A 23,405-nucleotide genomic window follows, 5' to 3' on the forward strand; every position below is an offset into this window, starting at 1 on the left:
CTCGGCTACGCGGCGGGGTAGCGGTCGATCGCGGGCGGGCGGGGGGCGGGCACTCCGGAGAGCCCGAGGGTGGCGTCGTACGCCTTGGTCCAGTCGCCGTTGCGCTGATGGGCCTCGAGGGCGTCGTCGAGGGCGAGGCGCAGGGCGTTGTCGGAGCGCGGCACGCCGATGCCGTAGGGCTCCTGGGAGAACGGGGTGCCGACGACCTTGAGCTCCTCGGGCACCTTGGCCGCGTAGCCCATCAGGATCGTGTCGTCGGTGGTGACGGCATCCACCTGGTAGGCGAGCAGGTTGTCGACGCAGACGGAGTAGCTGTCATAGGCGACCGCGCGGGCCCGCGGGTACTCCCGCTGGATGCGCTGCAGCGGGGTGGAGCCGGCCGCCGAGCAGACCTTCCTGCCGTCCAGGTCCCGGGGGCCGTTGATGTCCTTCTCGTCGGCGCGGACCAGCAGCGACTGGCCGGCCATGTAGTACGGGCCGGCGAAGCCGACGAGCCGCTTGCGCATGTCGTTGATGGTGTAGGTGCCGACGTAGTAGTCGATCTGGCCGTTCTGGAGGGCGGTCTCGCGGTTGGCGGAGGCGATGGTCCGGAACTCGATGCCGGCCGGGTCGAAGCCGAGGGAGGCCGCGAGCATCCGGGCGATCTCGATGTCGAAGCCGGAGTAGGCGCCGGAGGCCGGGTCCTTCTCGCCCAGATAGGGCTGGTCCTCCTTGGCGCCGACCACGAGGCGGCCACGGGCCGTGGCCTTGCGCCAGGTGGGCGAGTCGGGCAGCCGGAAGTCCCGCGCCACCTCGTACCTGGGGAGCCGGTCGGGCTGCGGGCCCTTCACCGGCGGGCTGCCGGGCCTGCCGCAGGCCGCGGCGGCGCACAGGCCCAGGGCGAGCACGGCGAGCCACAGGGCGAGGAGCGGGCGGGGGGCGGGACGCGTCATCGGCTCACCCCTCAGTGCTTGAGGATCTTGGACAGGAAGTCCTTGGCACGGTCGCTCTCCGGCGCGGTGAAGAACTGCTCGGGCGCGCGGTCCTCCACGATCCGGCCGTCGGCCATGAAGACCACCCGGTTGGCGGCGGAGCGGGCGAACCCCATCTCATGGGTGACGACCACCATGGTCATGCCGTCCCGGGCGAGCTGTTGCATGACGTCCAGCACCTCGCTGATCATCTCGGGGTCGAGGGCGGAGGTCGGCTCGTCGAAGAGCATCAGCTTCGGGTCCATGGCCAGCGCGCGGGCGATGGCCACCCGCTGCTGCTGGCCGCCGGAGAGCTGGGCCGGGTACTTCTCGGCGTGCGCGGCGAGGCCGACCCGCTCCAGCAGCTCCCGCGAGCGCCGGTCGGCGTCCTCCCGCTTCCGCCCGCGCACCTTCACCTGCGCCAGCGACACATTGGCGAGCACGGTCTTGTGCGCGAAGAGGTTGAACGACTGGAAGACCATGCCGACCTCGGCCCGGAGCTTGGCGAGCGCCCGCCCCTCGGCCGGCAGCGGCCGGCCGTCGAGGAGGATCGTGCCGCTCTCGATCGGCTCCAGCCGGTTGATGGTCCGGCAGAGGGTCGACTTCCCGGAGCCGGAGGGGCCGATCACGACCACCACCTCCCCGCGGCCGATGGTCAGGTCGATGTCCTGGAGGACATGCAGCTTTCCGTAGTGCTTGTTGACACCGCGCAGCTCGACCAAGGAATCGGCTGCGGGGACGGTGTCGGTGACGGCTCCGTCAACGGCCATGCCAGCTCTGCCCACTCTCAGGTATGTGGCGGTCGGAGCAAACTATCCCCGCGAACCGCCGCAAACCTCCCGACACGCACCCACTCGGCAATAACCGTATTGTGCGCCGATCGGCGCTTCGACCCCTGCGCCGATTGGGGCGGTCGTGCCGCAGGTAGACCTAGGTACGCAGAGTCGGCCTGCGTACCTAGCCTGTTGGGCGAGTTGTCAGAAAGGAGACCGATATGGGCGATGCCATGCCGGTGTACCAGCGAATCGCTGACGATCTACGGCGGCAGATCGACGAGGGGGCCCTCGCGGTCGGCGAGCGCATCCCCTCCCGCTCCGAGCTCAAGCTCGCCTACGAGGCGAGCGACCAGACCGTGGACCGCGCGGTGCGGGTGCTCAAGGCCGCCGGGTACGCCGAAGGGCAGTTCGGGCGGGGCGTCTTCGTCGCGGACCGGGCGCCGCTGGGCACCCTGCTGCGCTCCACCGGCGCCGTCGACTCCCCCTTCGCCGCCCGCATCACCGCCGACGGCACCGCGCTGACCTGGGAGGCGACCTCCACCACGACCACGGCCACGCGCCGGGTCGCCGAACGGCTCGGCATCGACCCCGGCGACCGGGTGATGTGCACGCACTACGAGTACCTGGCCAACCGTCAGCCGGTGCAGCTCGCCACCAGCTGGGAGCCGCTCGCGATCACGGAGGGCACGGATGTCGCCTTCCCCGAGCGCGGACCGTACGCCCGCCGGGGGGTGCGCGGCCGGTTCGCCGCCATCGGCATCCGCGTGGTGCGCGCCGACGAGCTGGTCGGCTCGCGGCCGGCCACCAGCCCCGAGGCGGAGACGCTGGGCTGCTCGCCCGGCCAGTGCGTGACGGTGGTCGAACGCACGCACTACGACGCGGAGGACCGGGCGGTGGAGACGTCGGAGGTCGTGGTGCGGGCGGACCGCTGGCGGCTGGAGTACGGGCTGACGTTCACCTCATGAGGGGCGATCGGCTCTCGCTCGTCGGGGCTCGGGCTCAGGCTCGGGCACGGCGGCCGCGGTCGGCCCCGGCTCATCGGGGCTCAGGCCTCGCTCGCCTCGGCGTGGACGTGGGAGAGCTGGGGCGCGCCGCCGACCGCCCAGTCCAGGCCGGCCGCCACCACATCGATCTCCCGGCCGGAGGGGAGCGTGACCACCGGCTGCCCGTTGGGCCACAGGCACCAGCTCGCCCCCGGCACGGTGCGGACGATGACGGTGCCCAGATACAGCCCGGCGTCGTTCCCCAGCCAGGGCAGCTCTTCCGGGTCCTCGTCCCGCCACCGGGGCAGCAGCTGGTCCAGCGCGGCCAGCGACTCCGGGGAGTCGTCCAGCCGCAGGCCGGCGCGCGCCGCCTGGACCCGGAGCAGCTCGCACTCCGCGAGCAGCTCGGCGATCCCCTCCGGGTCGCTCGGGCCGGCGGTCATCACCGCGACGCCACGCGCCATCTGATGCCGCTTGCGCCAGTCACCCAGGAAAGGGATGTTCATACCGCACAGCGTCGCATCCCCCGGGGCGTCCGCACCACCGGGCGCATGGCGCGCGACGGGGGCTCGGGGCCTTTCCCCTGGCCCTCGGGGAGGACTGGCCCTCGGGCGCGACGTCGAGATCAGCTCTCGGACGCGACGTCGAGGTCGACGACCACCGGGGCGTGGTCCGAGGCGCCCTTGCCCTTGCGCTCCTCGCGGTCGACATAGGCGTCCGAGACCGCCTTGGCGAACGGCTGATTGCCGTACACCAGGTCGATCCGCATGCCGTTGTTCTTGGGGAAGGCCAGCTGGCGGTAGTCCCAGTAGGTGTACGGCCGGTCGTACTTCAGCGGGCGGGGCACCACGTCGGACAGCCCGCGCTCGCGCAGCGCGCCCAGGGCGGCCCGCTCGGCGGGGGTGACGTGGGTGCTGCCCTCGAAGAGGGAGGGGTCCCAGACGTCCTCGTCGGTGGGCGCCACGTTGTAGTCCCCCAGGACGGCGAAGGGGCGCTGCCCCGCGGCGTCCTCCCCTACGGCGGTGGCCAGCGCCTCGAACCAGCGCAGCTTGTAGTCGTAGTGGTCGTGGCCGACCTCGCGGCCGTTCGGCACGTACACCGACCAGACCCGGGCCGGGCCGCAGGTGGCGGCGATCGCCCGCGGCTCCTGGACGCCGTCGAAGTCCGGGCCGCCGGGCAGCCCCACCGTCACGTCCGCGATCCCCACCCTGGACAGGACCGCGACGCCGTTCCACCGGCCGGTGCAGTTCACGACCGCCTCGTAACCGAGCGCCTGGAGCGCCTCGAACGGGAACTGCTCCTCGGTGCACTTGGTCTCCTGGACGCAGAGCACGTCCGTGCCGCTGCTCTCCAGCCAGGCCAGCAGCCTCGGGAGGCGGGCGGTGATCGAATTGACGTTCCAGGTGGCGATGCGCATGGGTCCGAATGTACCGCCCGCCACTGACAGCCCGGCGGCCGTCGGCCGGGACGGGCCCGCACCCCCCGGCCCGCGCCCCCGGGCCGCCTCCCGCGGCACGCAGTGGACCGGCAGCAGGCTCAGTCCCCATCCCCCCGCCGCGACTGCCGCCTCCAGGGGGCCCGTACGGTCCGGCACGGTCGCGAGCCGCAGTGCGGCCCATCCCCATATCGCCCCCAGCAACAGGGCTGTCACGCCCCCGACCACCCGCCCCGCGGATATCCCCCGGCGTGCTCCGGCGCGTATGCCGCGGGGCGTCCGTCTTGATCTCCGAACGTCGCGCCATGCCATGGCTGCCTCCTCCGGCCGACGCTAGTCGGCGGGGATCGGTCGGTACGAGGGGCGCACGGGGGCGGGCGGCCGCGCTCCGGGAGCGGGCGGGGCGGTACGGGAACACACACGGCGCGCGTCCTCACCGCCGCGCTCTCCCGGCCGCCCATGCGCCCCGCTCCCCGGGGTTCCCACCCCGGATGTCGCCGGCCTCATCCGGTCCCGCCCGCAGGCGGCGCCGGCCTCAGGCGTTCTCGGCCTGGAACATCCAGTGGTGCTTCTCGAGGTCCGCCGTGAGTCCGATGATGATGTCCTGGCTGACCGGGTCCGGCTTCTCGGTGGCCTCGATGCGCTCGCGCATCCGGCCGATCACCGAAGCCAGCGCCGTGACCATCGCCTGCACCGCGTCCGAGTCCTTGATCCAGCCGTCCGTCACGGTGTCGACGCCGCTGGTCTTGGCCACCGTCGCGGAGCGGCCGTCCGGCGAGACACCCAGGGCGGAGGCCCGCTCCGCCACGGTGTCGGCATGCTGCCGGGCGCTCGCCACGACGTCGTCGAGCTGGAGGTGCACGGAGCGGAAGCGCGGGCCCACGACGTTCCAGTGGACCTGCTTGGCCACCAGGGAGAGGTCGACCAGATCCACCAGCGCACCCTGGAGGGCATCGCCCACGATCTTGATGTCCTGGTCGGAAAGCGGGCTCTTGACGACAGACATCCGATTCCTCCTGATTTGTCGTACCGGTCCTGTCAACGATCGCATACCCACCCCGAACAGGTCATGCGCAGCGTTCTGACATAGCAGGACCTGCGCGAAAGCCCCGGCCGGAGATTCCGGCCGGGGCTTCGTCGACAGCCGCCCCGCCCGGGGGCGGTGCGGCTCTTCGAGGGCTTGGCTGAGGCGCGTGATGCGTGAAGGGTCAGGCGGCCACGACGTCGACCGCCTCCGCGGGGGCCTTGATCGTGACCCGCTCCTCCGGCACGCCCGTCACGGACGTCACCGAGACCGAGTTCAGCATCGGCCTCATGGGAGCGGGCACCGGCTCGTCGGCCGCGGCCGAACGGGCCAGCTCGGCGAGCGACAGCTCGTCGCTCACCTCACGCATGACCTCGGACATCCGGACGTCCAGCGCGTCGCAGATCGCCGAGAGCAGCTCGGAGGAGGCCTCCTTCTGCCCTCTTTCGACCTCCGAGAGATAGCCGAGGGAGACCCGCGCCGACGAGGAGACTTCGCGCAGGGTTCGGCCCTGGCGCTGGCGCTGCCGACGCAGCACGTCACCCAGCAGGCGACGGAGCAGAATCATCGGTGGCTCCCTCCTCGGACCTCGGGATCGCATCCTTCTCGCCCCACCGTACCGCCTCGGGCTGCACCCGTGCGGGGAGCGATGTCGTGTTCACTCAGGGCTGCAAACATCAAATCCCCCCGCTCCGTTCCGTATCCTTTGCCCTCGCATTTTCGACCAGTTCCCCCAGAAGAAGCCTCGACGCTTCCTTGACACTCTCCCTACGGATCGACCCCCGGTCCCCGTTCAAACGGAGCGCCGCCCCCCGGCCGGCTCCCCCGGGGCCCGCCACGGCCACATGGACCGTGCCCACGGGCTTGCCGTCCTGCGGTTCGGGCCCGGCCACCCCGGTGGTCGCCAGGCCCCAGTCGGCGCCCAGCAGCCGCCGTACGCCCTCGGCCATCCGCGCCGCGACCTCTGCGTCGACGGCGCCGCGCTCGGCCAGCAGGGGCCCCGGCACCCCCAGCACGCTCTCCTTCACCTCGGTCGCGTACGCCGTCACCGAGCCGCGGAAGGCTCGGGAGGCGCCGGGCACGGCGCTCAGCTCGGCGGCCACCAGGCCGCCGGTGAGGGACTCGGCGACGGCGAGCGTCTCCCCGCGCGCCACCAGCAGCCGAAGGACCCGCGCGGCCACAGCTTCGGAACCCGCGTCCCGCGCCGCCAGGACATCAGGACCCGAGTCCCGCCCCGGCTCACCGCCGGCGCCCGGCTCGGCGGCCGTCACCGTGCGCGGTCCCCGGCCCGGCGCCGCAGCACGACGGCCTGCTTGACGTAGTCGAGGCCGGTCGCCACGGTCAGCACGACGGCCACCGCCATCACCCAGAAGCGCAAGGTCGCGAGCGGCCCGGTGAGCGCCAGGATGTACATGCCGACCCCGATGCCCTGGGTGAGGGTCTTCAGCTTGCCGCCCCGGCTGGCCGGGATCACCCCGATCCTGATCACCCAGAACCGCATCAGGGTGATGCCGATCTCGCGGGCGAGGATCACGCCCGTGACCCACCACGGCAGGTCGTCGAGGATCGAGAGACAGATCAGCGCCGCGCCCATGATCGCCTTGTCGGCGATCGGGTCGGCGATCTTCCCGAAGTCCGTGACCAGGTTGTAGCGGCGGGCCAGCTCCCCGTCGAACAGATCGGTGATCATGGCGACCGCGAACGCCGCCCAGGCGACGGAGCGCCAGGCCGGGTCGTAGCCGCCGTTATGGAGCATCAACAGGACGAACCCGGGCACCAGCAGGAGGCGCACCATGGTGAGGATGTTGGCGATGTTCCACAGTCCGGCCGTCGAGGGCGGGGTGTGCCCCTGGGGAACGGCCGGCTTGCCCAGCGGGCCGCCGCGGGCCGCCGCGCGGCCCGTGCCGCCCGCCGCGGACGCCGAGGCTCCGGTCATCTGGCCGCCTCCTCACCCAGACATTCCGCGCCCGCCGCACCGCCGGCCAGTGGCTCCGCGACGAGATCGACGCCCTCCGTCGCCACCACCTTCGCCAGGACCATGCGTCCGGGGACCAGCCCCTGGGCGCCGGTGAGAACGGTCTGGCCGTCCGTCTCCGGGGCCTGGTGGGCACCCCGGCCGACCGCGCCGTCCTCCTCGTCGACCGACTCGACGAGTACTTCCAGGGTCTCTCCCAGCCGCTCCTCCGCACGCTGGGCGGTGAGCTCCTCGGCGAGCCGGGAGATGTGGGCCAGGCGCTCGTCGATCACATCGGCGGGCAGCTTGTCGCCGTAGGTGGCGGCCTCGGTGCCGTCCTCGTCGGAGTAGCCGAAGACGCCGATCGCGTCCAGCCGGGCGCCGGTGAGGAAGCGCTCCAGCTCCGCCAGGTCACTCTCGCTCTCGCCGGGGAAGCCGACGATGAAGTTGGACCGGACACCGGCCTCCGGCGCCTTGGCGCGGATGCGGTCGAGCAGTTCCAGGAAGCGGTCGGTGTCGCCGAAGCGGCGCATCGAGCGCAGCACGCCGGGGGCGGAGTGCTGGAAGGAGAGGTCGAAGTAGGGGGCGACCTTGGGGGTGGAGGTCAGCACGTCGATCAGCCCGGGCCGCATCTCGGCGGGCTGGAGGTAGCTGACCCTGATCCGCTCCAGGCCGTCGACCGCGGCGAGCTCCGGCAGGAGGGTCTCCAGCAGCCGGATGTCCCCGAGGTCCTTGCCGTACGAGGTGTTGTTCTCGGAGACCAGCATGATCTCCTTGACGCCCTGCTCGGCCAGCCAGCGGGTTTCGTTGAGCACGTCGGAGGGCCGGCGGGAGACGAAGGACCCGCGGAAGGAGGGGATGGCGCAGAACGAGCAGCGCCGGTCGCAGCCGGAGGCGAGCTTGACCGAGGCCACGGGGCTGGAGTCCAGCCGGCGGCGCAGCGGGGCGCGCGGCCCGGAGGCGGGGGCGAGCCCTTCGGGCAGGTCCTCGGGCGCCTCCGTGGCGCCCAGCTCGGGCATGGCGGTCGCGGCGGTCGCGGACCGGTCCCCGTGGCCGGGCAGCGCCACCGAGGCGCTCTGCCGCTCGGCCGGGGTGATCGGCAGCAGCTTGCGGCGGTCGCGGGGGGTGTGGGAGGCGTGGATGCCGCCGGAGAGGATCGTCCGCAGGCGGTCGGAGATGTCGGCGTAGTCGTCGAAGCCGAGGACCCCGTCCGCCTCGGGGAGCGCCTCGGCGAGCTCCTTGCCGTACCGCTCGGCCATGCAGCCGACGGCGACCACGGCCTGGGTGCGGGCCCCGCCCTCGGCCGCGGCGGCCTTGAGGTCGTTGGCCTCGAGGAGGGCGTCGACGGAGTCCTTCTTGGCGGCTTCGACGAAGCCGCAGGTGTTGACGACGGCCACATCGGCGTCGGAGGCGTCCTGGACGAGCTCCCAGCCGTCCGCTGCCAGGCGGCCTGCGAGCTCCTCCGAGTCCACCTCGTTACGGGCGCAGCCAAGAGTGACAAGAGCGACGGTACGGCGTTCGGGCATGGGCTCAGCCTACTTTGTCCCGGCCGCCTCGCTGGTGCCGAGGGTTCCGGGACCTGCCGGGGCGCCGTCCGGCCCGCCCGGGGTCCGGCCTCGGCCCCGTGCCGCCGCCCGCCCGGCTCAGCCCGCCTGGGGGTCTCCCTTGGTGTAGCTCAGCCGCTGCACCTGGCCGACCTCGCCCCGGTCGTTGATCTCCTTGCCGTTGACGAACAGCTTGACGGCCCCGGCGTTGCCCAGCACCACATCGATGCGCTGCTTGTCGGTGAAGGTCTTGGAGTCGCCCTCCTTCAGCACCCCCTCGTGCAGCAGCTGCCCGTTGTGGTCCTTGGCGGAGATCCAGCTCGATCCGTTCTCGGCGGTCATCTTGACCGTGACCTTGTCGGCGGGGGCCGCGGCGATGGCGCTGTCGGACGGCTCCGGCTTGGGGTCGGCGGGCTTGCTCGGGGCGGTGCTCGGGGACGGCTTGACGGGCGCGGTGTCGCGGGCGACCGGCTGCTTGGCGGCTTCCTTGCCGTCGCCGCTGAAGAGGGTGAAGCCCACGAAGCCGACGACCGCGACGATGGCGGCGACCATGGCCGCGGTCCAGTTCGGGCGGCGCGGCTCCGGGCGGATGCGCTCGGCCTCGAACAGGGGTGCGGCGGAGGTGGGCTCGGGGCGCCCGCCGTGTTCGGCGTCGTACCGCTCGACGAGCTCGGCGGGGTCCAGCCCCACCGCGCGGGCCAGCGCGCGGATGTGGCCGCGGGCATAGACATCCCCGCCGCAGCGCGTGAAGTCGTCCTGCTCGATCGCGTGAACGATGGGGATGCGCACCCGTGTCGTCGTACTGACCTCGTCGACGGTCAGTCCGGCGTCGATACGGGCCTGCTGGAGGGCTCGGCCGATGGTGGGCCGGTCGTCTGCGGGTGAGTTGCCGATGGACACGGGGGCGCCTTTCGAGCGTGTAGCCACCTGCTGGATGTTCAGTCTAGGGGTGGTACGAAAGGGTGGGGCAACCGGGAGGGCGGTCTCTGTCCGCCATCAGGATGGCCGCCTGCCCCGATGATGCGGCATGCAACCACCCACTCCCTCAACTTGACGTGCCGCCAGGGGAAACGGTTGCCACGATCGCCCTTACGGGTGAGTCTCCCCTCGGATCACTGCCAGGACTCCGTCCAATTCGTCCGGTTTTATCAGAACGTCCCGGGCTTTGGAACCCTCACTCGGGCCGACTACCCCGCGCGACTCCATCAGATCCATCAAACGCCCGGCCTTGGCGAAGCCGACGCGCAGTTTCCGCTGGAGCATCGAGGTGGAGCCGAACTGGGTCGAGACCACCAGCTCCGCCGCCTGGCACAGCAGGTCGAGGTCGTCGCCGATCTCCTCGTCGATCTCCTTCTTCTTCGCGGAGCCGACGGTCACGTCCTCCCGGAAGACCGGCGCCATCTGCTGCTTGCAGTGCCGGACCACCGCCGCGACCTCGTCCTCGGTCACGAACGCGCCCTGCATGCGGATCGGCTTGTTCGCGCCCATCGGGAGGAAGAGGCCGTCGCCCTTGCCGATCAGCTTCTCGGCGCCCGGCTGGTCGAGGATGACCCGGCTGTCGGCGAGCGAGGAGGTGGCGAAGGCGAGCCGGGAGGGCACGTTCGCCTTGATGAGGCCGGTGACCACGTCCACGCTCGGCCGCTGGGTGGCGAGCACCAGGTGGATGCCGGCGGCGCGGGCCAGCTGGGTGATCCGGACGATCGCGTCCTCGACATCCCGGGGGGCGACCATCATCAGGTCGGCCAGCTCGTCGACGATGACCAGCAGATAGGGGTACGGCGCCAGTTCGCGCTCGCTGCCCGCCGGCGGGGTGACCTTGCCGGCCCGCACCGCCGCGTTGAAGTCGTCGATGTGCCGATAGCCGTACGCCGCGAGGTCGTCGTAGCGCAGGTCCATCTCCCGCACCACCCACTGGAGCGCCTCGGCCGCGCGCTTGGGGTTGGTGATGATCGGGGTGATCAGGTGCGGGATGCCCTCGTACGCCGTGAGCTCCACCCGCTTGGGGTCGACCAGCACCATCCGGACGTCCTCGGGGGTCGCCCTTATCATCACCGAGGTGATCAGGCAGTTGATGCAGGAGGACTTGCCGGACCCCGTGGCGCCGGCCACCAGCACATGCGGCATCTTCGCCAGGTTGGCCATCACATAGCCGCCCTCGACGTCCTTGCCGAGCGCCACCAGCATCGGGTGCTCGTCGCCGGCGGCGTCGGCCAGCCGCAGCACGTCCCCGAGGTTGACCATCTCCCGGTCGGTGTTGGGGATCTCGATGCCGACGGCGGACTTGCCGGGGATCGGCGAGATGATCCGCACGTCCGGGCTGGCCACGGCGTACGCGATGTTCTTGGTGAGCGCCGTGATCCGCTCGACCTTGACGGCCGGGCCGAGCTCCACCTCGTAGCGGGTGACGGTCGGGCCCCGGGTGAAGCCGGTGACGGCCGCGTCGACCTTGAACTCGGCGAACACGGTGGTCAGCGAGGCGACGATCGCGTCGTTGGCCGCGCTGCGCGTCTTGCCGGGGCCACCGCGCTCCAGCAGGTCCAGCGAGGGCAGCGCGTAGGTGATGTCACCGGAGAGCTGGAGCTGCTCGGCCCGCGGCGGCAGCGGCTCCGTGGCCTGCGGGGCGGGCTTGGTCAGATCCGGTACGGCGCCGGTGCGGCCGGCCCGGGAACGGGCGCCGGGCGCCTCACCGGCGGCGGAGCCCGGCGCCTCGGCCGGGGGCAGGAGCGCCGTGCCCTCCGCGGAACGGTCGCCGGACCGCTCCCCGGAGACGCCCTGGCTGAGGTCGGCCACGAGCGGGGACGGCTGGACGCCGTGGAGCACCGCGCCGTCCAGCGCCGCGGCCGCGGCGGCGGCCAGGTTCACCGCCTCCGGGCCGTCGCCGCCGGCTCCGCGGCGCGATCCGCGCCGCCGGGCGAGCGCCGTCTCCTCGGCGTGCCCGGCGTCGTCGCCCAGCGCCCCGGCCCCGGCGCGGGCGGCCCCTCGCCGGGTACGGCGGGCGGCGGGCCGGTCGTCCTCGGCGTACGCGGCGGGGTCCTCCTCCGGGGCCTCCAGCAGGCCGAGGCGCACCCCGAGCAGCCGCAGCCGCTGCGGAATGGCGTTCACCGGGGTGGCGGTGACCACCAGCAGGCCGAAGACGGTGAGCAGCACCAGCAGGGGCACGGCGAGCACCTCGCCGACCGTGAAGATCAGCGGCTTGGAAGCGGCCCAGCCGATCAGCCCGCCGGCGTCCTGGAGGACTTCGGCGCCGGCCGCCCGGCCCGGGGAGCCACAGGCGATGTGGACCTGGCCGAGGACGCCGAGGACCAGGGCGGACAGTCCGATGACGATCCGGCCGTTGGCCTCCGGCCGCTCCGGGTGCCGGATCAGCCGGACGGCGATGACGGTGAGCAGTATCGGCACCAGCAGGTCGAGCCGGCCGAAGGCGCCGGTCACCAGCATCCGGACCAGCTCGCCGACCGGCCCGCGCAGATTCGACCAGGTGCCGGCCGCGACGATCAGCGCCAGGCCGAGCAGCAGCAGGGCCAGGCCGTCCTTGCGGTGTGCGGGGTCGAGGTTCTTGGCGCCGCGGCCTATGCCCCGCAGCAGGGCGCCGACGGCATGGGCGAGGCCCAGCCACAGCGCCTTGATCAGCCGGAAGAGGCCGCTGGTCGCGGACGGTGCCTTGGCGCCGCCCCGCGCCCGGCCGCCCTTGGCCGGGGGGCGCCGCGCCGCCGCCTTCTTGGCGGGCCGCTTGGGCGCCGCCGCCCTTTTGGCGGGAGCGGCCTTGGCGCCGGGCGCGGCGGCGCGCTTGGCGGCGGCCTTCCGCGCCGCGCCGGACCCGGCGCCGGAGTTACGGCCCCCCGCGCGCGGTGTCGAGGTGCCCGCCGTGCTCTGGGAACCCTTGCCGGACGTACGTGAGGCCATGGTGGTGAGATTACCTGCGCCGGGCGCGGGGGACACCCGTGCCCAACCGTTGGCCCGTTCGTGTCGTGGGGGCGGCGGGGCGCCGGTGACGCTCCGTCAAGCGGGACTAACCGCCGGCCGATGTCCCCGGTTCGAGGGCGTCCAGGGCCCTGCGCAGCCCGGTGAGTTTGCGCTCCAGGTGCGCGGCGGTGGCCACCGCCGCCGCGTCCGCCAGCTCGTCGAGCTGTTTGGAGAGGGCCTCGGCCTGCTCCTCGACGGCCGCGAGCCGCGCGGACAGCTCGGCCAGCAGCCCGCCGGAGGGCTCCTTCGCCGCGCCGGGGCCGGCCTGGCTGCCCTCCAACTGGAGCCGCAGCAGCGCCGCCTGCTCCCGGAGCTGGCAGTTCTTCATGTACAGCTCGACGAAGACGGAGACCTTGGCGCGCAGCACCCAGGGGTCGAAGGGCTTGGAGATGTAGTCCACCGCGCCCGCGGCGTAGCCGCGGAAGGTGTGGTGCGGGCCGTGGTTGATGGCCGTGAGGAAGATGATCGGGATGTCCCGGGTGCGCTCGCGCCGCTTGATGTGCGCGGCCGTCTCGAAACCGTCCATCCCCGGCATCTGGACGTCCAGCAGGATGACCGCGAAGTCGTCCGTCAGCAGCGCCTTGAGCGCTTCCTCCCCTGACGATGCCCGGACCAGCGTCTGATCGAGCGCGGAGAGAATGGCCTCCAGCGCCAGCAGATTCTCCGGCCGGTCATCGACCAGGAGGATCTTGGCCTTCTGCACCATGGCCCGTCCTCCTCGCCCCGGCAGTGCACCGGGCGCCGCCCCAGGGGACGACTCCCTAGCGCCGCCCGTCCTTGTGCCGGTCATGGTAGCCGCACCCCGCTGTTCGCCACACCCTGTCACCGCGATGTCACTGTGCACGTAGCAGAAACGCGGTGGGGGACCAGAAGGTTCCCTGAATCCCGCGTTCCCACACGTGTTCGGCCACAGTCAGTCAACGTCTCCGGAGGCATATGGGCCCCCGAGCGCCAGGGCGTACGGCGGCGGGCGCTCGCGCGCGGCGCACACCACGCGCCCGTAAGCCCCGCCGTCCGACCGTCACTCCGCCCGCATCCACTGCCGCATGACCGAGAGCAGATGATCCGTGTCCACCGGCTTCGTCACATAGTCCGAGGCGCCCGACTCGATGCTCTTCTCCCGGTCGCCCTTCATCGCCTTGGCGGTGAGCGCGATGATCGGCAGCCCGGCGAACTGCGGCATCCGCCGGATCGCGGCCGTGGTCGCGTAGCCGTCCATCTCCGGCATCATGATGTCCATCAGCACCACGGCCACGTCGTCGTGCTGCTCCAGGACCTCGATGCCCTCCCGGCCGTTCTCGGCGTAGAGCACCGAGAGGCCGTGCTGCTCCAGCACGCTGGTCAGGGCGAACACATTGCGGATGTCGTCGTCGACGATCAGCACCTTCTCGCCGTGGAACGTGCCCGTGAAGCGCGGCTCGGCCGGCTCCTGGACGCCCTCCTCCGGCCCGTGCTCCCGCTGGCCGCCGCGCGCCGCGTCGTGCCGGCCCGAGGGCAGGGACCGCGCGGAGCGCCGCCGCAGCCGACCGGGGCCGGTGGGCGGTGCGTGCCGGAACGCGGGGCCGCCCGCCCCGGGCGCCTCCCCCGGGTGCTCGACGGCGCCCGGCAGCCCCGGGTGGCCCCCGTCGGCCGGGCCGAGGTCGGCCTCGCCCGGGGCCAGGGCCGCCGGCTGTACGGGCTCGGACTCCTCCGCGAGCTGCGGGAACGCCTGGGGCAGCTCGGCGGGGTTGAGCGGCAGGTAGAGGGTGAAGGTGGAGCCCCGGCCGGGCTCGCTGGCCGCGTGGATCTCGCCGCCCAGCAGCCGGGCGATCTCCCGGCTGATCGACAGGCCCAGGCCCGTACCGCCGTACTTGCGGCTCGTGGTGCCGTCCGCCTGCTTGAACGCCTCGAAGATGACCCGCATCTTGCTGGCGGCGATGCCGATCCCGGTGTCGGTGACCGAGAAGGCGATCATCTCCGCCTCCGGTCCGCGCAGCGAGCCGCTCTCCAGCAGCTGCTCGCGAATGGCCTGGGGCACGTCCGTGCCCGCCGGCCGGATGACCAGTTCCACGGCGCCGCTGTCGGTGAACTTCACCGCGTTGGACAGCAGGTTGCGCAGCACCTGGAGGAGCCGCTGCTCGTCGGTGTGCAGGGTGGCGGGCAGCTCCGGCGAGACCCGTACGGAGAAGTCGAGCCCCTTCTCCGCGGTGAGCGGCCGGAACGTGGCCTCCACGTAGTCGACGAGCTGGACGAGCGCGATCCGGGTCGGGCTGACGTCCATCTTGCCCGCCTCGACCTTCGACAGGTCGAGGATGTCGTTGATCAGCTGGAGCAGGTCGGAGCCGGCGCCGTGGATGGTCTCGGCGAACTCCACCTGCTTCGGCGAGAGATTGCCGTCGGCGTTGTCCGCGAGCAGCTTGGCCAGGATGAGCAGCGAGTTGAGCGGGGTGCGCAGCTCGTGCGACATGTTGGCGAGGAACTCGGACTTGTAGCGCATGGAGACCGCCAGCTGTTCGGCGCGCTCCTCCAGCACCTGCCGGGCCTCCTCGATCTCGGTGTTCTTCACCTCGATGTCGCGGTTCTGGCGGGCCAGCAGCTCGGCCTTCTCCTCCAGTTCCGCGTTGGAGTCCTGGAGCGCCTTCTGCCGGCTCTCCAGCTCCGCGGAGCGGATGCGCAGCTGCTCCGTGAGCTCCTGCGACTGCTTCAGCAGCATCTCCGTCTTGGTGTTGACGCTGATGGTGTTGACGCTGGTCGCGATCATCTCGGCGATCTGGTTGAGGAAGTCCTTCTGGATCTGGGCGAAGGGCTGGAACGAGGCCAGCTCGATCACCCCGAGGACCTTGCCCTCGAAGAGCACCGGCAGCACGATCACATGGGCCGGGGGCGCCTCGCCGAGCCCGGAGGCGATCTTGAGGTAGCCCGGTGGCACGTTCTCCACCAGGATGGGCCGCTTCTCCTGGGCCGCGGTGCCGATGAGCGACTCACCGGGGCGGAAGCAGGTGGGCATGGTGCCCCGGGAGTACCCGTAGCCGCCGATCATGCGCAGCTCGTAGTCCTCCCCGTCCACCGCGCCCACCTCGGAGGTGTCGCCGGCGTCGGTGGGGACGGCGACGAAGAAGGCGCCGTGCTGCGCGGAGACCACCGGGGTCAGCTCGGTCATGATCAGACCCGCGACGTCCTCGAGGTCGCGGCGGCCCTGCATCAGGCCGGAGATCCGCGCGAGGTTGCCCTTGAGCCAGTCCTGCTCCTTGTTGGCCAGGGTGGTGTCGCGCAGGTTGGTGATCATCGTGTTGATGTTGTCCTGGAGCTTCAGGATCTCGCCGGCCGCGTCCACCTCGATCTTGAGGTTGAGGTCGCCGCGGGTCACCGCGGTGGCGACGGCGGCGATCGCCCGCACCTGGCGGGTCAGATTGCCCGCCATCTCGTTCACGGACTCGGTGAGGTCGCGCCAGGTGCCGTCCACGTCGCGCACCCGCGCCTGGCCGCCGAGCTGTCCCTCGGTGCCCACTTCCCGGGCGACCCGGGTGACCTCCTCGGCGAACGAGGAGAGCTGGTCGACCATGGTGTTGATGGTGGTCTTCAGCTCCAGGATCTCGCCCCGGGCATCGATGTCGATCTTCTTGGTGAGGTCGCCCTTGGCGATGGCCGTGGTCACCATGGCGATGTTGCGCACCTGGCCGGTGAGGTTGGACGCCATCGAGTTCACCGACTCGGTGAGGTCCTTCCAGGTCCCCGCCACGCCCGGCACCCGGGCCTGGCCGCCCAGCCGGCCGTCCGTGCCCACCTCGCGGGCCACCCGGGTGACCTCGTCGGCGAACGACGACAGCGTCGTCACCATCGTGTTGACCGTCTCGGCGAGCTGGGCCACCTCGCCGCGCGCCTCCACGGTGACCTTCTTGGTCAGATCACCGTTGGCCACCGCGGCCGCCACCTGGGAGATGTTCCGCACCTGGATCGTCAGGTTGTTCGCCATCAGGTTGACGTTGTCGCTGAGGTCCTTCCAGATGCCGGTGACACCCCGCACCCGGGCCTGGCCGCCGAGGATGCCCTCGGTGCCCACCTCGCGCGCCACCCGCGTCACCTGCTCGGCGAACGACGACAGCTGGTCCACCATCGTGTTCACGGTGGTGACGAGCTCCAGGATCTCGCCCTTGGCATCGACGGTGATCTTCTTCGACAGGTCGCCCTTGGCGACCGCCGTGGTCACCTCGGCGATGTTGCGGACCTGCGAGGTCAGGTTGTTCGCCATGAAGTTGACGGACTGGGTGAGGTCCTTCCAGGTGCCGGAGACGCCCTGGACCTCCGCCTGGCCGCCGAGGATGCCCTCGGTGCCCACCTCCCGCGCCACCCGCGTCACCTGGTCCGCGAACGACGACAGCTGGTCCACCATCGTGTTGAGGGTGTTCTTCAGCTCCAGAATCTCGCCGCGGGCGTCCACATCGATCTTCTGCGAGAGGTCACCCCGCGCCACCGCCGTCGCGACCTGCGCGATGTTGCGGACCTGGGCGGTCAGATTGCCCGCCATGCTGTTCACCGAGTCGGTGAGGTCCCGCCAGACCCCGGCCACGCCCGGCACCTGCGCCTGGCCGCCCAGCCGGCCCTCCGTACCCACCTCGCGGGCCACCCGGGTGACCTGATCGGCGAAGGACGAGAGCTGGTCGACCATCGTGTTGATCGTGTTCTTCAGCTCCAGGATCTCGCCCCGCGCGTCGACCTCGATCTTCTGCGAGAGGTCACCCCGCGCGACCGCCGTCGTCACCTGCGCGATCTGGCGCACCTGCGAGGTCAGATTGCCGGCCATGAAGTTCACGGAGTCGGTCAGGTCCTTCCAGGTGCCGGAGACTCCCGGCACCCGCGCCTGACCGCCCAGCCGGCCCTCGCTGCCCACGTCCCGCGCCATGCGCGTCACCTGGTCCGCGAACGAGGAGAGCTGGTCCACCATCGTGTTCACGGTGTTCTTCAGCTTGAGCATCTCGCCGGAGACGTCCACGGTGACCTTCTGCGACAGATCGCCGTTGGCCACCGCCGTCGTCACCTGCGCGATGTTGCGCACCTGACCCGTGAGGTTGCGGAACGCGGTGTTCACCGAGTCGGTGAGGTCCTTCCAGGTGCCCGCGGCCCCCGGCACCTGCGCCTGGCCGCCGAGCTCGCCCTCCACCCCGATCTCGCGCGCGACCCGGGTGACCTCGGCACTGAAGGCCGAGAGCTGGTCGACCATCGAATTGACGGTGTTCTTCAGCTCCAGCATCTCGCCGTAGACATCGACGGTGACCTTCTGCGACAGATCGCCGTTCGCGACCGCCGTCGTCACCTGCGCGATGTCCCTGACCTGGCCCGTCAGGTTCCGGAACGCGGCGTTCACCGCGTCCGTGAGGTCCTTCCAGGTCCCGGCCGCGCCGGGCACCTGCGCCTGGCCGCCGAGCCGGCCCTCGGCACCGACCTCGCTCGCCACCCGCGTGACCTCGTCGGCGAAGGTCCGCAGGGTCTCGGTCATGGTGTTGATGGTGTCGGCCAGCTGGGCCACCTCGCCCCGCGCGCTCACCGTCACCTTCTGCGACAGATCACCATTGGCCACGGCCGTGGTGACCTGCGCGATCCCCCGCACCTGGGCCGTGAGGTTCCCGGCCATGAGGTTCACCGAGTCGGTGAGGTCCTTCCAGACCCCGGCCACGCCCGGCACCTGCGCCTGGCCGCCGAGCTCGCCCTCGGTGCCCACCTCCCGCGCGACCCGCGTCACCTCGGACGAGAAGGACGAGAGCTGGTCCACCATCGTATTGACGGTGTTCTTCAGCTCCAGCATCTCCCCGGCCACGTGGACGGTGACCTTGCGCGACAGATCGCCCTTGGCCACCGCCGTCGTGACCAGCGCGATGTCCCGCACCTGCGCCGTGAGCCGGTACGCCATGGTGTTGACCGAGTCCGTGAGGTCCTTCCACGACCCGGACATCCCGCGGACCTTCGCCTGGCCGCCCAGCTTGCCCTCGGTGCCCACCTCGCTGGCCACCCGGGTGACCTCGTCGGTGAACGCCGACAGCTGGTCCACCAGCCCATTGACCGTGCGGCCGACCTTGAGGAACTCACCGCGCAGCGGGTGCGCCGCGCCGTCCGCGCCCACCGCCCGCAGATCCATCCGCTGTTCCAGGTCGCCCTCGGACACCGCGGACAGCACCCGGCCCACCTCGGACACCGGCCGTACGAGATCGTCCACCAGCGCGTTGGAGGCGTCGATGGCCGCCGCCCAGGACCCCTCGCAGGCGCCCGTCTCCAGCCGCTCGGTCAGCTTTCCCTCGCGCCCGACGACCCGCCGTACCCGGGACAGCTCGCCCGTCAGATGGAGATTGCGATCGGCGACCTCGTTGAAGACCGCCGCGATCTCCGCCATCACGCCCTCGCCGGAGACCGTGAGCCGTTTACGGAAATTGCCGTCGCGCATCGAGACGAGTGCGGAGAGCAACCGGTTCAGCGCCGCCGTGTCCACCTCGGTCGTACCGTTGACACGCGACCGTCCGCCCTTCGCACGCGCGCTCGTGCCCCGCGCCGCTGCGCCAGACTCCACCGTGTCCCTCCCACAGCTCGACCGTTCCACCCGGGCTTTTTCCAGGAAGCCTGCCCAGTGTTTCACCCTGGCCCAGCCAGGCCATAACAGTTCGGCAGCATCGCACACCGCCTACCGCACTCTCTGGGCGGAAACACTTCTGACCGGCATCCGCGCGGCCGCGGAAGGTAAGTAACCTGGCATCCGGCTGCCCATCCCCCGCCATGTGGGGGACGCCGGCAGTCGTACGTACGACAGGACCCGCCGGAGGCAGCGCGACGGGGCCGTCCGGCCGTAGGGAGCGGGGATGACAGAGCGGGGCGATCGCCCGGCGGGAGAGGACGTCACGATCGGTGACGTTCGCCACGATCCCGACGGGCAGCCGGACGCCTCGCCGGCCGAGGGCCCGCCGGCCCCGGCCGCGCGCGTGCCCTGGGCACCCCTGGGCGGGTCGGCCGACACAGCCACGAGGAGACCTGTGATCACCGCGCGGGCCGCCGCCACCTTCGAGCCGGTCGGACGCTCCGTCGCCACGGCCCGCGCCTTCGTCCGCGACACCCTCCAGGGCTGGGGCTTCGCGGACATCGTCGACGACGCCGTGGTCCTCACCAGCGAGCTGGTCACCAACGCCGTCGTGCACGCCGGCACCGCCGCCGACGTACTGTGCCTGCGCAACGAGGCGGGCGTCCGGGTCGAGGTCGCCGACCGCTACCCCGAGCGCGAGCTGCCGCTCCAGACCGCCGGCCGCCGGGTCGGCAGCCTCGACCGCGAGGGCGGCCGCGGCCTGATGCTCTGCGGCGCGCTCGCCAGCGTCTGGGGTGTGGAGTACACCACCACCCACAAGCGCGTCTGGTTCCAGCTCGACCTCCATGAGCGCCCCGCCGGCACCCGCTGCGCCGGCCCCGCGCTGCCCACGGACGCGCTGCCCGTCACCGATGCCCGGGTGCGGGTCGCCGTCGTCCAGATCGACCGCGCCGGCGCGATCATCTCCTGGAACGAGGACGCCCAGGACCTCTTCGGCCACGCCCCCGACCAGGTCACCGGCAAGCCGCTGACCGACCTCGCCGCCTGGCCGCACACCCCCGGCACCGGCACCGGAGTGGCCGAGGCGCTCCAGCTCTCCCGCTGGGAGGGCTCGTACGGCATACGGGGCACCGACGGCCGGGTGATCCCCGTGTACGCCTCCCACCTGCGGGTACGGGACTCCGAGGGCGAGCCCTCCACCGTCTGCCTGCTGGTGCGCGACCACGAGCGGGCGGTGCTCCAGAGCCCGTCCCGCGCCCCCGTCGGCGACGGCGGGGGCCAGCGCGGCGAGAGCCACGGCACGGCCACCGACCCCTTCGAGGTCTTCATCGGCTCCCCGGCCCCCGACGACCTCGACGGGCTGCTCCAGCGCACCGTCGAGCGCGCCCGCGACATGCTCGACGGCGACGCCGCCTATCTGCTGCTGGCCACCGACGACGAGACCGAGCTGGAGGTGCGCGCCTCCACCGGGCTGCCCTCGGCCCGCCAGCGCTTCGCCCGCGTCCCCGTCGAGGCCGGCACCGGCCGCTACGGCTCCGCACGGATGCCCGCCGTCCACGAGGACCTCACCGTGGTGCCCGGCGCCGTCCCCCTGCTCACCGGCACCGGCATGCGCTCCGTCGTCACCGTGCCGCTCAAGGTCGAGGGCCGGCTGACCGGCTCGCTCGGCGTGGCCGCGGAGGCCCCCGGCCGCTATACGAACGAGGAGGCGCTGCGGCTGCAGTTCGCCGCCGACCGCATCGCGCTGGCCGTGGAGCGCGCCCGGCTCACCGAGCTGGAACGGCTGCGCCGGGGCTCCCTCTCCTTCCTCGTCGAGGCCTCCGACCTGCTGGCCGGCACCCTCGACCGGGACCAGACGCTGGCCCTGATGGCCCAGATGACCGTGCCCACGCTGGCCACCTGGTGCGCGGTCTACACCGTCGCCGACCAGTCCTCCGAGCCGGAGCTCTCCTACGTCCTGCACGAGGACGAGGACCGCATCGACGGCCTGAAGACCCTGCTGGCGAAGGTCCCGCCGCCGGACCCGGTGCCCACCCCCGGGGCGCGGGTGTGGACGGCCCCGTCCGACGCCGCCCACTCCGCGGCGCTGCGCTCCTCGCTGCGGACGGTCGGCCTCGGCGAGCCCTCGGGCCTGTCGGCCCCGGGGCCCTCCCTCGCGACGGCGGCCGCCGTCGGCGGCGAGACGGTGGTGCTGCCGCTGGTCGCCCGCAACCGGGTGATCGGCATGCTGACCCTCGGCAAGCCCACCGACGAGCACTTCCGCCAGGAGATCCTGGAACTGGCCGAGGACCTGTCCCGGCGGGCCGCGCTGGCCCTGGACAACGCCCGGCTGTACTCCGAGCGCACCGCGATCAGCCAGTCGCTCCAGCGCAGTCTGCTCCCGCCGGAGCTGCCCGAGGTCCCGGGCGTCGAGGTGGACGTCATCTACCGCGCGGCGGGCGAGGGCAACGAGGTCGGCGGCGACTTCTACGATCTGTTCCCCATCCGGGACGGCGCCTACGGCTTCGCGATCGGTGATGTCTGCGGCACCGGCCCGGAGGCCGCCGCGGTCACGGGACTGGCCCGGCACGCGCTGCGGCTGCTGGCCCGCGAGGGCTTCGGCGGCCCCGCCGTCCTGGAGCGGCTCAACGCCGCGATCCTCGACGAGGGCGCCCGCAGCCGCTTCCTCACCCTGCTCTACGGCGAGTTGTGGCCGCAGGAGGACGGCAGCGCGCTGCTCAAGGTCGTCTGCGCGGGCCATCCGCTGCCGCTGCGGCTGCGCCAGGACGGCACCGTGGAGGCCGCGGCGGAGCCTCAGCCGCTGCTCGGGGTGATGGAGGACCTCGATCTGTACGAGCAGACGGTCACCCTCGCCCCCGGGGATGTGCTGCTGTGCGTCACGGACGGGGTGACCGAGCGCCGCGAGGGCAGCCGGATGCTCGGGGACGACGGCCTCGCCGATGTGCTGGCGAACTGTACGGGGCTGACGGCCGGCGCGGTGGCCGCGCGGGTGCTGCGCGCGGTGGAGCGGTTCGCCGCGGACCCGCCCTCCGACGACATGGCGATTCTGACGATGCGGGTGCCGGAGCCGCCGACGGACTGAGCCGACGGACCGAAGGAGTTGGACCGCGGGGGCCGCACGGCCCTCGCGGCCCTTCCGGGAAACGCAAAGAAGCCCCCGCCCGAATGGGCGGGGGCTTCTTTTCTCTGAGCCCCAAAACGGAATCGAACCGTTGACCTTCTCCTTACCATGGAGACGCTCTGCCGACTGAGCTATTGGGGCGCGTCGACGAGATAAATCATACCCGAACTCGGAGCGGGTGATGACCACCTGACGCGGTGCCCGTTCCGCGGTGTGCGGCGCCGCGCGGACGGCGGGTTTCACAGGGCCGGCTGCAGCAGCCCGCCGAGGGCGTTGCAGGTCGAGGCGACACGCTGCAACTCCCGTCGTGACAGCGCAGGGTCCACCGGCAGTGCCAGGCATTCGTCGGCGGCCCGCTCGGTTTGAGGCAGTCGTCCATCCCACCGAAAGGCCGGCAGCCGGTGCGCGGGCGTCGATACGGGCACCTGGCAGGGCACTCCTTTCGCCCGCAGGGTCCGGGCGAAGGCGTCCCGGTCGGGCCGGCCGTTTCCCGGCACCCGCACCACATAGCGGGCGAAGGTGTGCAGGGCCCCCGGCCGGACCCGTGGCGTGCCGAGGTGGGCCAACCGCTGGGTCAGATACGCCGCGTTGTCCTGGCGGAGGGCGGTCTCGAACTCCGGCTGGGGCGACTCCTCGTACGGTACGAGGAGGAGGCCCTTGCCGGCGGTCAGCTCTCCGATGTCCTGGTGAGCGGCGCGGTTGCCGAACTGGTGGGCCAGGACGACGGCGGCGGTGCGGGAGGTCACGGCGGCGGCGACGGCGGCCGGATCGAGGCAGTAGGTGTCGGCGGCGATATCGGCGAAGACGGGGCGGGCGCCGATGAGCCGCACCGACGCGGGCACTTCGAGCGGCCCGTACGACGGCACGATCACTTCGTCGCCGGCGCCCAGTCCCGACGTTCTCAGCGTGTGCAACAGCCCATCAACGGGGTTACCCATGACACCGCATGGTGGTGTGTCAACGTGAACGCGGGATGACCCGGACACAACGCGAAAAAGCCCTGTTGGGGACTTCCGTCCCCAACAGGGCTTTCTCAAATGATTGTTCGGCGGCGTCCTACTCTCCCACAGGGTCCCCCCTGCAGTACCATCGGCGCTGAAAGGCTTAGCTTCCGGGT

At 71.9% G+C, this 23,405-nt stretch carries 16 protein-coding genes, 1 tRNA gene and 1 rRNA gene; 2 read left to right on the forward strand and 16 right to left on the reverse strand.

Annotated features, from left to right (window positions below; translation table 11 throughout):
- Positions 1-5: 5 nt before the first annotated feature.
- Both ACSNOD_RS04300 and ACSNOD_RS04305 read right to left on the reverse strand, forming a co-directional pair.
- Positions 6-932, reverse strand: coding sequence for a glutamate ABC transporter substrate-binding protein (locus tag ACSNOD_RS04300; RefSeq protein WP_436765361.1), 927 nt, complete (start codon positions 930-932; stop codon positions 6-8).
- Positions 933-943: 11 nt separating this feature from the next.
- Positions 944-1,720 carry an amino acid ABC transporter ATP-binding protein gene (locus ACSNOD_RS04305; RefSeq protein ID WP_436765362.1) on the reverse strand — a complete coding sequence of 259 codons (777 nt, stop codon included), beginning with the start codon at positions 1,718-1,720 and terminating at the stop codon, positions 944-946.
- A 224-nt stretch (positions 1,721-1,944) separates the two neighbouring features.
- Between ACSNOD_RS04305 and ACSNOD_RS04310 the strand changes: the two genes are divergently transcribed.
- Positions 1,945-2,691, forward strand: coding sequence for a GntR family transcriptional regulator (locus ACSNOD_RS04310; protein WP_436765363.1), 747 nt, complete (start codon positions 1,945-1,947; stop codon positions 2,689-2,691).
- 80 nt (positions 2,692-2,771) lie between these two features.
- On the opposite strand, the gene ACSNOD_RS04315 is transcribed toward ACSNOD_RS04310, so the two are convergent.
- The 11 genes from ACSNOD_RS04315 to ACSNOD_RS04365 all read right to left on the reverse strand — a co-directional run bounded on the left by ACSNOD_RS04315 (position 2,772) and on the right by ACSNOD_RS04365 (position 19,164).
- Entirely contained in the window at positions 2,772-3,215 is a 444-nt protein-coding gene (locus ACSNOD_RS04315) for a DUF6278 family protein (protein ID WP_436765364.1), read from the reverse strand.
- Between the two features lie 119 nt (positions 3,216-3,334).
- Complete coding sequence (locus tag ACSNOD_RS04320) at positions 3,335-4,126, reverse strand: exodeoxyribonuclease III (RefSeq protein WP_436765365.1); 792 nt, start codon at positions 4,124-4,126, stop codon at positions 3,335-3,337.
- A gap of 553 nt (positions 4,127-4,679) precedes the next feature.
- Positions 4,680-5,150, reverse strand: a complete 471-nt coding sequence (locus ACSNOD_RS04325; RefSeq protein ID WP_436765366.1) for a Dps family protein — start codon at positions 5,148-5,150, stop codon at positions 4,680-4,682.
- A 202-nt stretch (positions 5,151-5,352) separates the two neighbouring features.
- Positions 5,353-5,736 (reverse strand): helix-turn-helix domain-containing protein, encoded by a 384-nt coding sequence (locus ACSNOD_RS04330; RefSeq protein ID WP_436765367.1) that lies wholly within the window; start codon positions 5,734-5,736, stop codon positions 5,353-5,355.
- Between the two features lie 109 nt (positions 5,737-5,845).
- A complete protein-coding gene (locus ACSNOD_RS04335; RefSeq protein ID WP_436765377.1) occupies positions 5,846-6,379 on the reverse strand; it encodes a CinA family protein in 534 nt (177 codons plus the stop codon).
- Between the two features lie 56 nt (positions 6,380-6,435).
- On the reverse strand, positions 6,436-7,104 hold the full coding sequence (gene pgsA / locus ACSNOD_RS04340; RefSeq protein ID WP_436765368.1) for a CDP-diacylglycerol--glycerol-3-phosphate 3-phosphatidyltransferase: 669 nt from the start codon (positions 7,102-7,104) through the stop codon (positions 6,436-6,438).
- Entirely contained in the window at positions 7,101-8,648 is a 1,548-nt protein-coding gene (rimO, locus tag ACSNOD_RS04345; RefSeq protein ID WP_436765369.1) for a 30S ribosomal protein S12 methylthiotransferase RimO, read from the reverse strand. The genes pgsA and rimO overlap by 4 nt, the downstream gene beginning before the upstream one ends.
- Positions 8,649-8,765: 117 nt before the next feature.
- Positions 8,766-9,566, reverse strand: a complete 801-nt coding sequence (locus tag ACSNOD_RS04350) for a helix-turn-helix domain-containing protein (protein WP_436765370.1) — start codon at positions 9,564-9,566, stop codon at positions 8,766-8,768.
- Between the two features lie 189 nt (positions 9,567-9,755).
- Positions 9,756-12,569 carry a DNA translocase FtsK gene (locus tag ACSNOD_RS04355; RefSeq protein WP_436765371.1) on the reverse strand — a complete coding sequence of 938 codons (2,814 nt, stop codon included), beginning with the start codon at positions 12,567-12,569 and terminating at the stop codon, positions 9,756-9,758.
- Positions 12,570-12,675: 106 nt separating this feature from the next.
- On the reverse strand, positions 12,676-13,335 hold the full coding sequence (locus tag ACSNOD_RS04360) for a response regulator (protein ID WP_436765372.1): 660 nt from the start codon (positions 13,333-13,335) through the stop codon (positions 12,676-12,678).
- A gap of 315 nt (positions 13,336-13,650) precedes the next feature.
- Positions 13,651-19,164, reverse strand: coding sequence for a HAMP domain-containing protein (locus ACSNOD_RS04365; protein WP_436765373.1), 5,514 nt, complete (start codon positions 19,162-19,164; stop codon positions 13,651-13,653).
- A gap of 457 nt (positions 19,165-19,621) precedes the next feature.
- Here ACSNOD_RS04365 and ACSNOD_RS04370 point away from each other — a divergent pair, with 457 nt between their 5' ends.
- Positions 19,622-22,249, forward strand: a complete 2,628-nt coding sequence (locus ACSNOD_RS04370) for a SpoIIE family protein phosphatase (RefSeq protein WP_436765374.1) — start codon at positions 19,622-19,624, stop codon at positions 22,247-22,249.
- 107 nt (positions 22,250-22,356) lie between these two features.
- On the opposite strand, the gene ACSNOD_RS04375 is transcribed toward ACSNOD_RS04370, so the two are convergent.
- From ACSNOD_RS04375 to rrf, 3 genes are all read right to left on the reverse strand, one after another.
- Positions 22,357-22,429 (reverse strand) — tRNA-Thr (locus tag ACSNOD_RS04375).
- Between the two features lie 98 nt (positions 22,430-22,527).
- Positions 22,528-23,226: a DegT/DnrJ/EryC1/StrS family aminotransferase gene (locus tag ACSNOD_RS04380; protein ID WP_436765375.1), complete on the reverse strand. Its 699-nt coding sequence runs from the start codon at positions 23,224-23,226 to the stop codon at positions 22,528-22,530.
- Positions 23,227-23,331: 105 nt separating this feature from the next.
- Positions 23,332-23,405: ribosomal RNA gene (rrf, locus tag ACSNOD_RS04385) — 5S ribosomal RNA — on the reverse strand; the annotation flags it as partial.

The sequence above is a fragment of the Streptomyces sp. URMC 123 genome, from assembly GCF_051386515.1.
Classification (GTDB): domain Bacteria; phylum Actinomycetota; class Actinomycetes; order Streptomycetales; family Streptomycetaceae; genus Streptomyces.

What these genes read in the sequence shown, in the direction of transcription:
- ACSNOD_RS04300 (WP_436765361.1), bottom strand. Translation starts at nt 932, where the DNA reads ATGACGCGTCCCGCCCCCCGCCCGCTCCTCGCCCTGTGGCTCGCCGTG.
- ACSNOD_RS04305 (WP_436765362.1), bottom strand. Translation starts at nt 1,720, where the DNA reads ATGGCCGTTGACGGAGCCGTCACCGACACCGTCCCCGCAGCCGATTCC.
- ACSNOD_RS04310 (WP_436765363.1), top strand. Translation starts at nt 1,945, where the DNA reads ATGGGCGATGCCATGCCGGTGTACCAGCGAATCGCTGACGATCTACGG.
- ACSNOD_RS04315 (WP_436765364.1), bottom strand. Translation starts at nt 3,215, where the DNA reads ATGAACATCCCTTTCCTGGGTGACTGGCGCAAGCGGCATCAGATGGCG.
- ACSNOD_RS04320 (WP_436765365.1), bottom strand. Translation starts at nt 4,126, where the DNA reads ATGCGCATCGCCACCTGGAACGTCAATTCGATCACCGCCCGCCTCCCG.
- ACSNOD_RS04325 (WP_436765366.1), bottom strand. Translation starts at nt 5,150, where the DNA reads ATGTCTGTCGTCAAGAGCCCGCTTTCCGACCAGGACATCAAGATCGTG.
- ACSNOD_RS04330 (WP_436765367.1), bottom strand. Translation starts at nt 5,736, where the DNA reads ATGATTCTGCTCCGTCGCCTGCTGGGTGACGTGCTGCGTCGGCAGCGC.
- pgsA (WP_436765368.1), bottom strand. Translation starts at nt 7,104, where the DNA reads ATGACCGGAGCCTCGGCGTCCGCGGCGGGCGGCACGGGCCGCGCGGCG.
- rimO (WP_436765369.1), bottom strand. Translation starts at nt 8,648, where the DNA reads ATGCCCGAACGCCGTACCGTCGCTCTTGTCACTCTTGGCTGCGCCCGT.
- ACSNOD_RS04355 (WP_436765371.1), bottom strand. Translation starts at nt 12,569, where the DNA reads ATGGCCTCACGTACGTCCGGCAAGGGTTCCCAGAGCACGGCGGGCACC.
- ACSNOD_RS04360 (WP_436765372.1), bottom strand. Translation starts at nt 13,335, where the DNA reads ATGGTGCAGAAGGCCAAGATCCTCCTGGTCGATGACCGGCCGGAGAAT.
- ACSNOD_RS04380 (WP_436765375.1), bottom strand. Translation starts at nt 23,226, where the DNA reads ATGGGTAACCCCGTTGATGGGCTGTTGCACACGCTGAGAACGTCGGGA.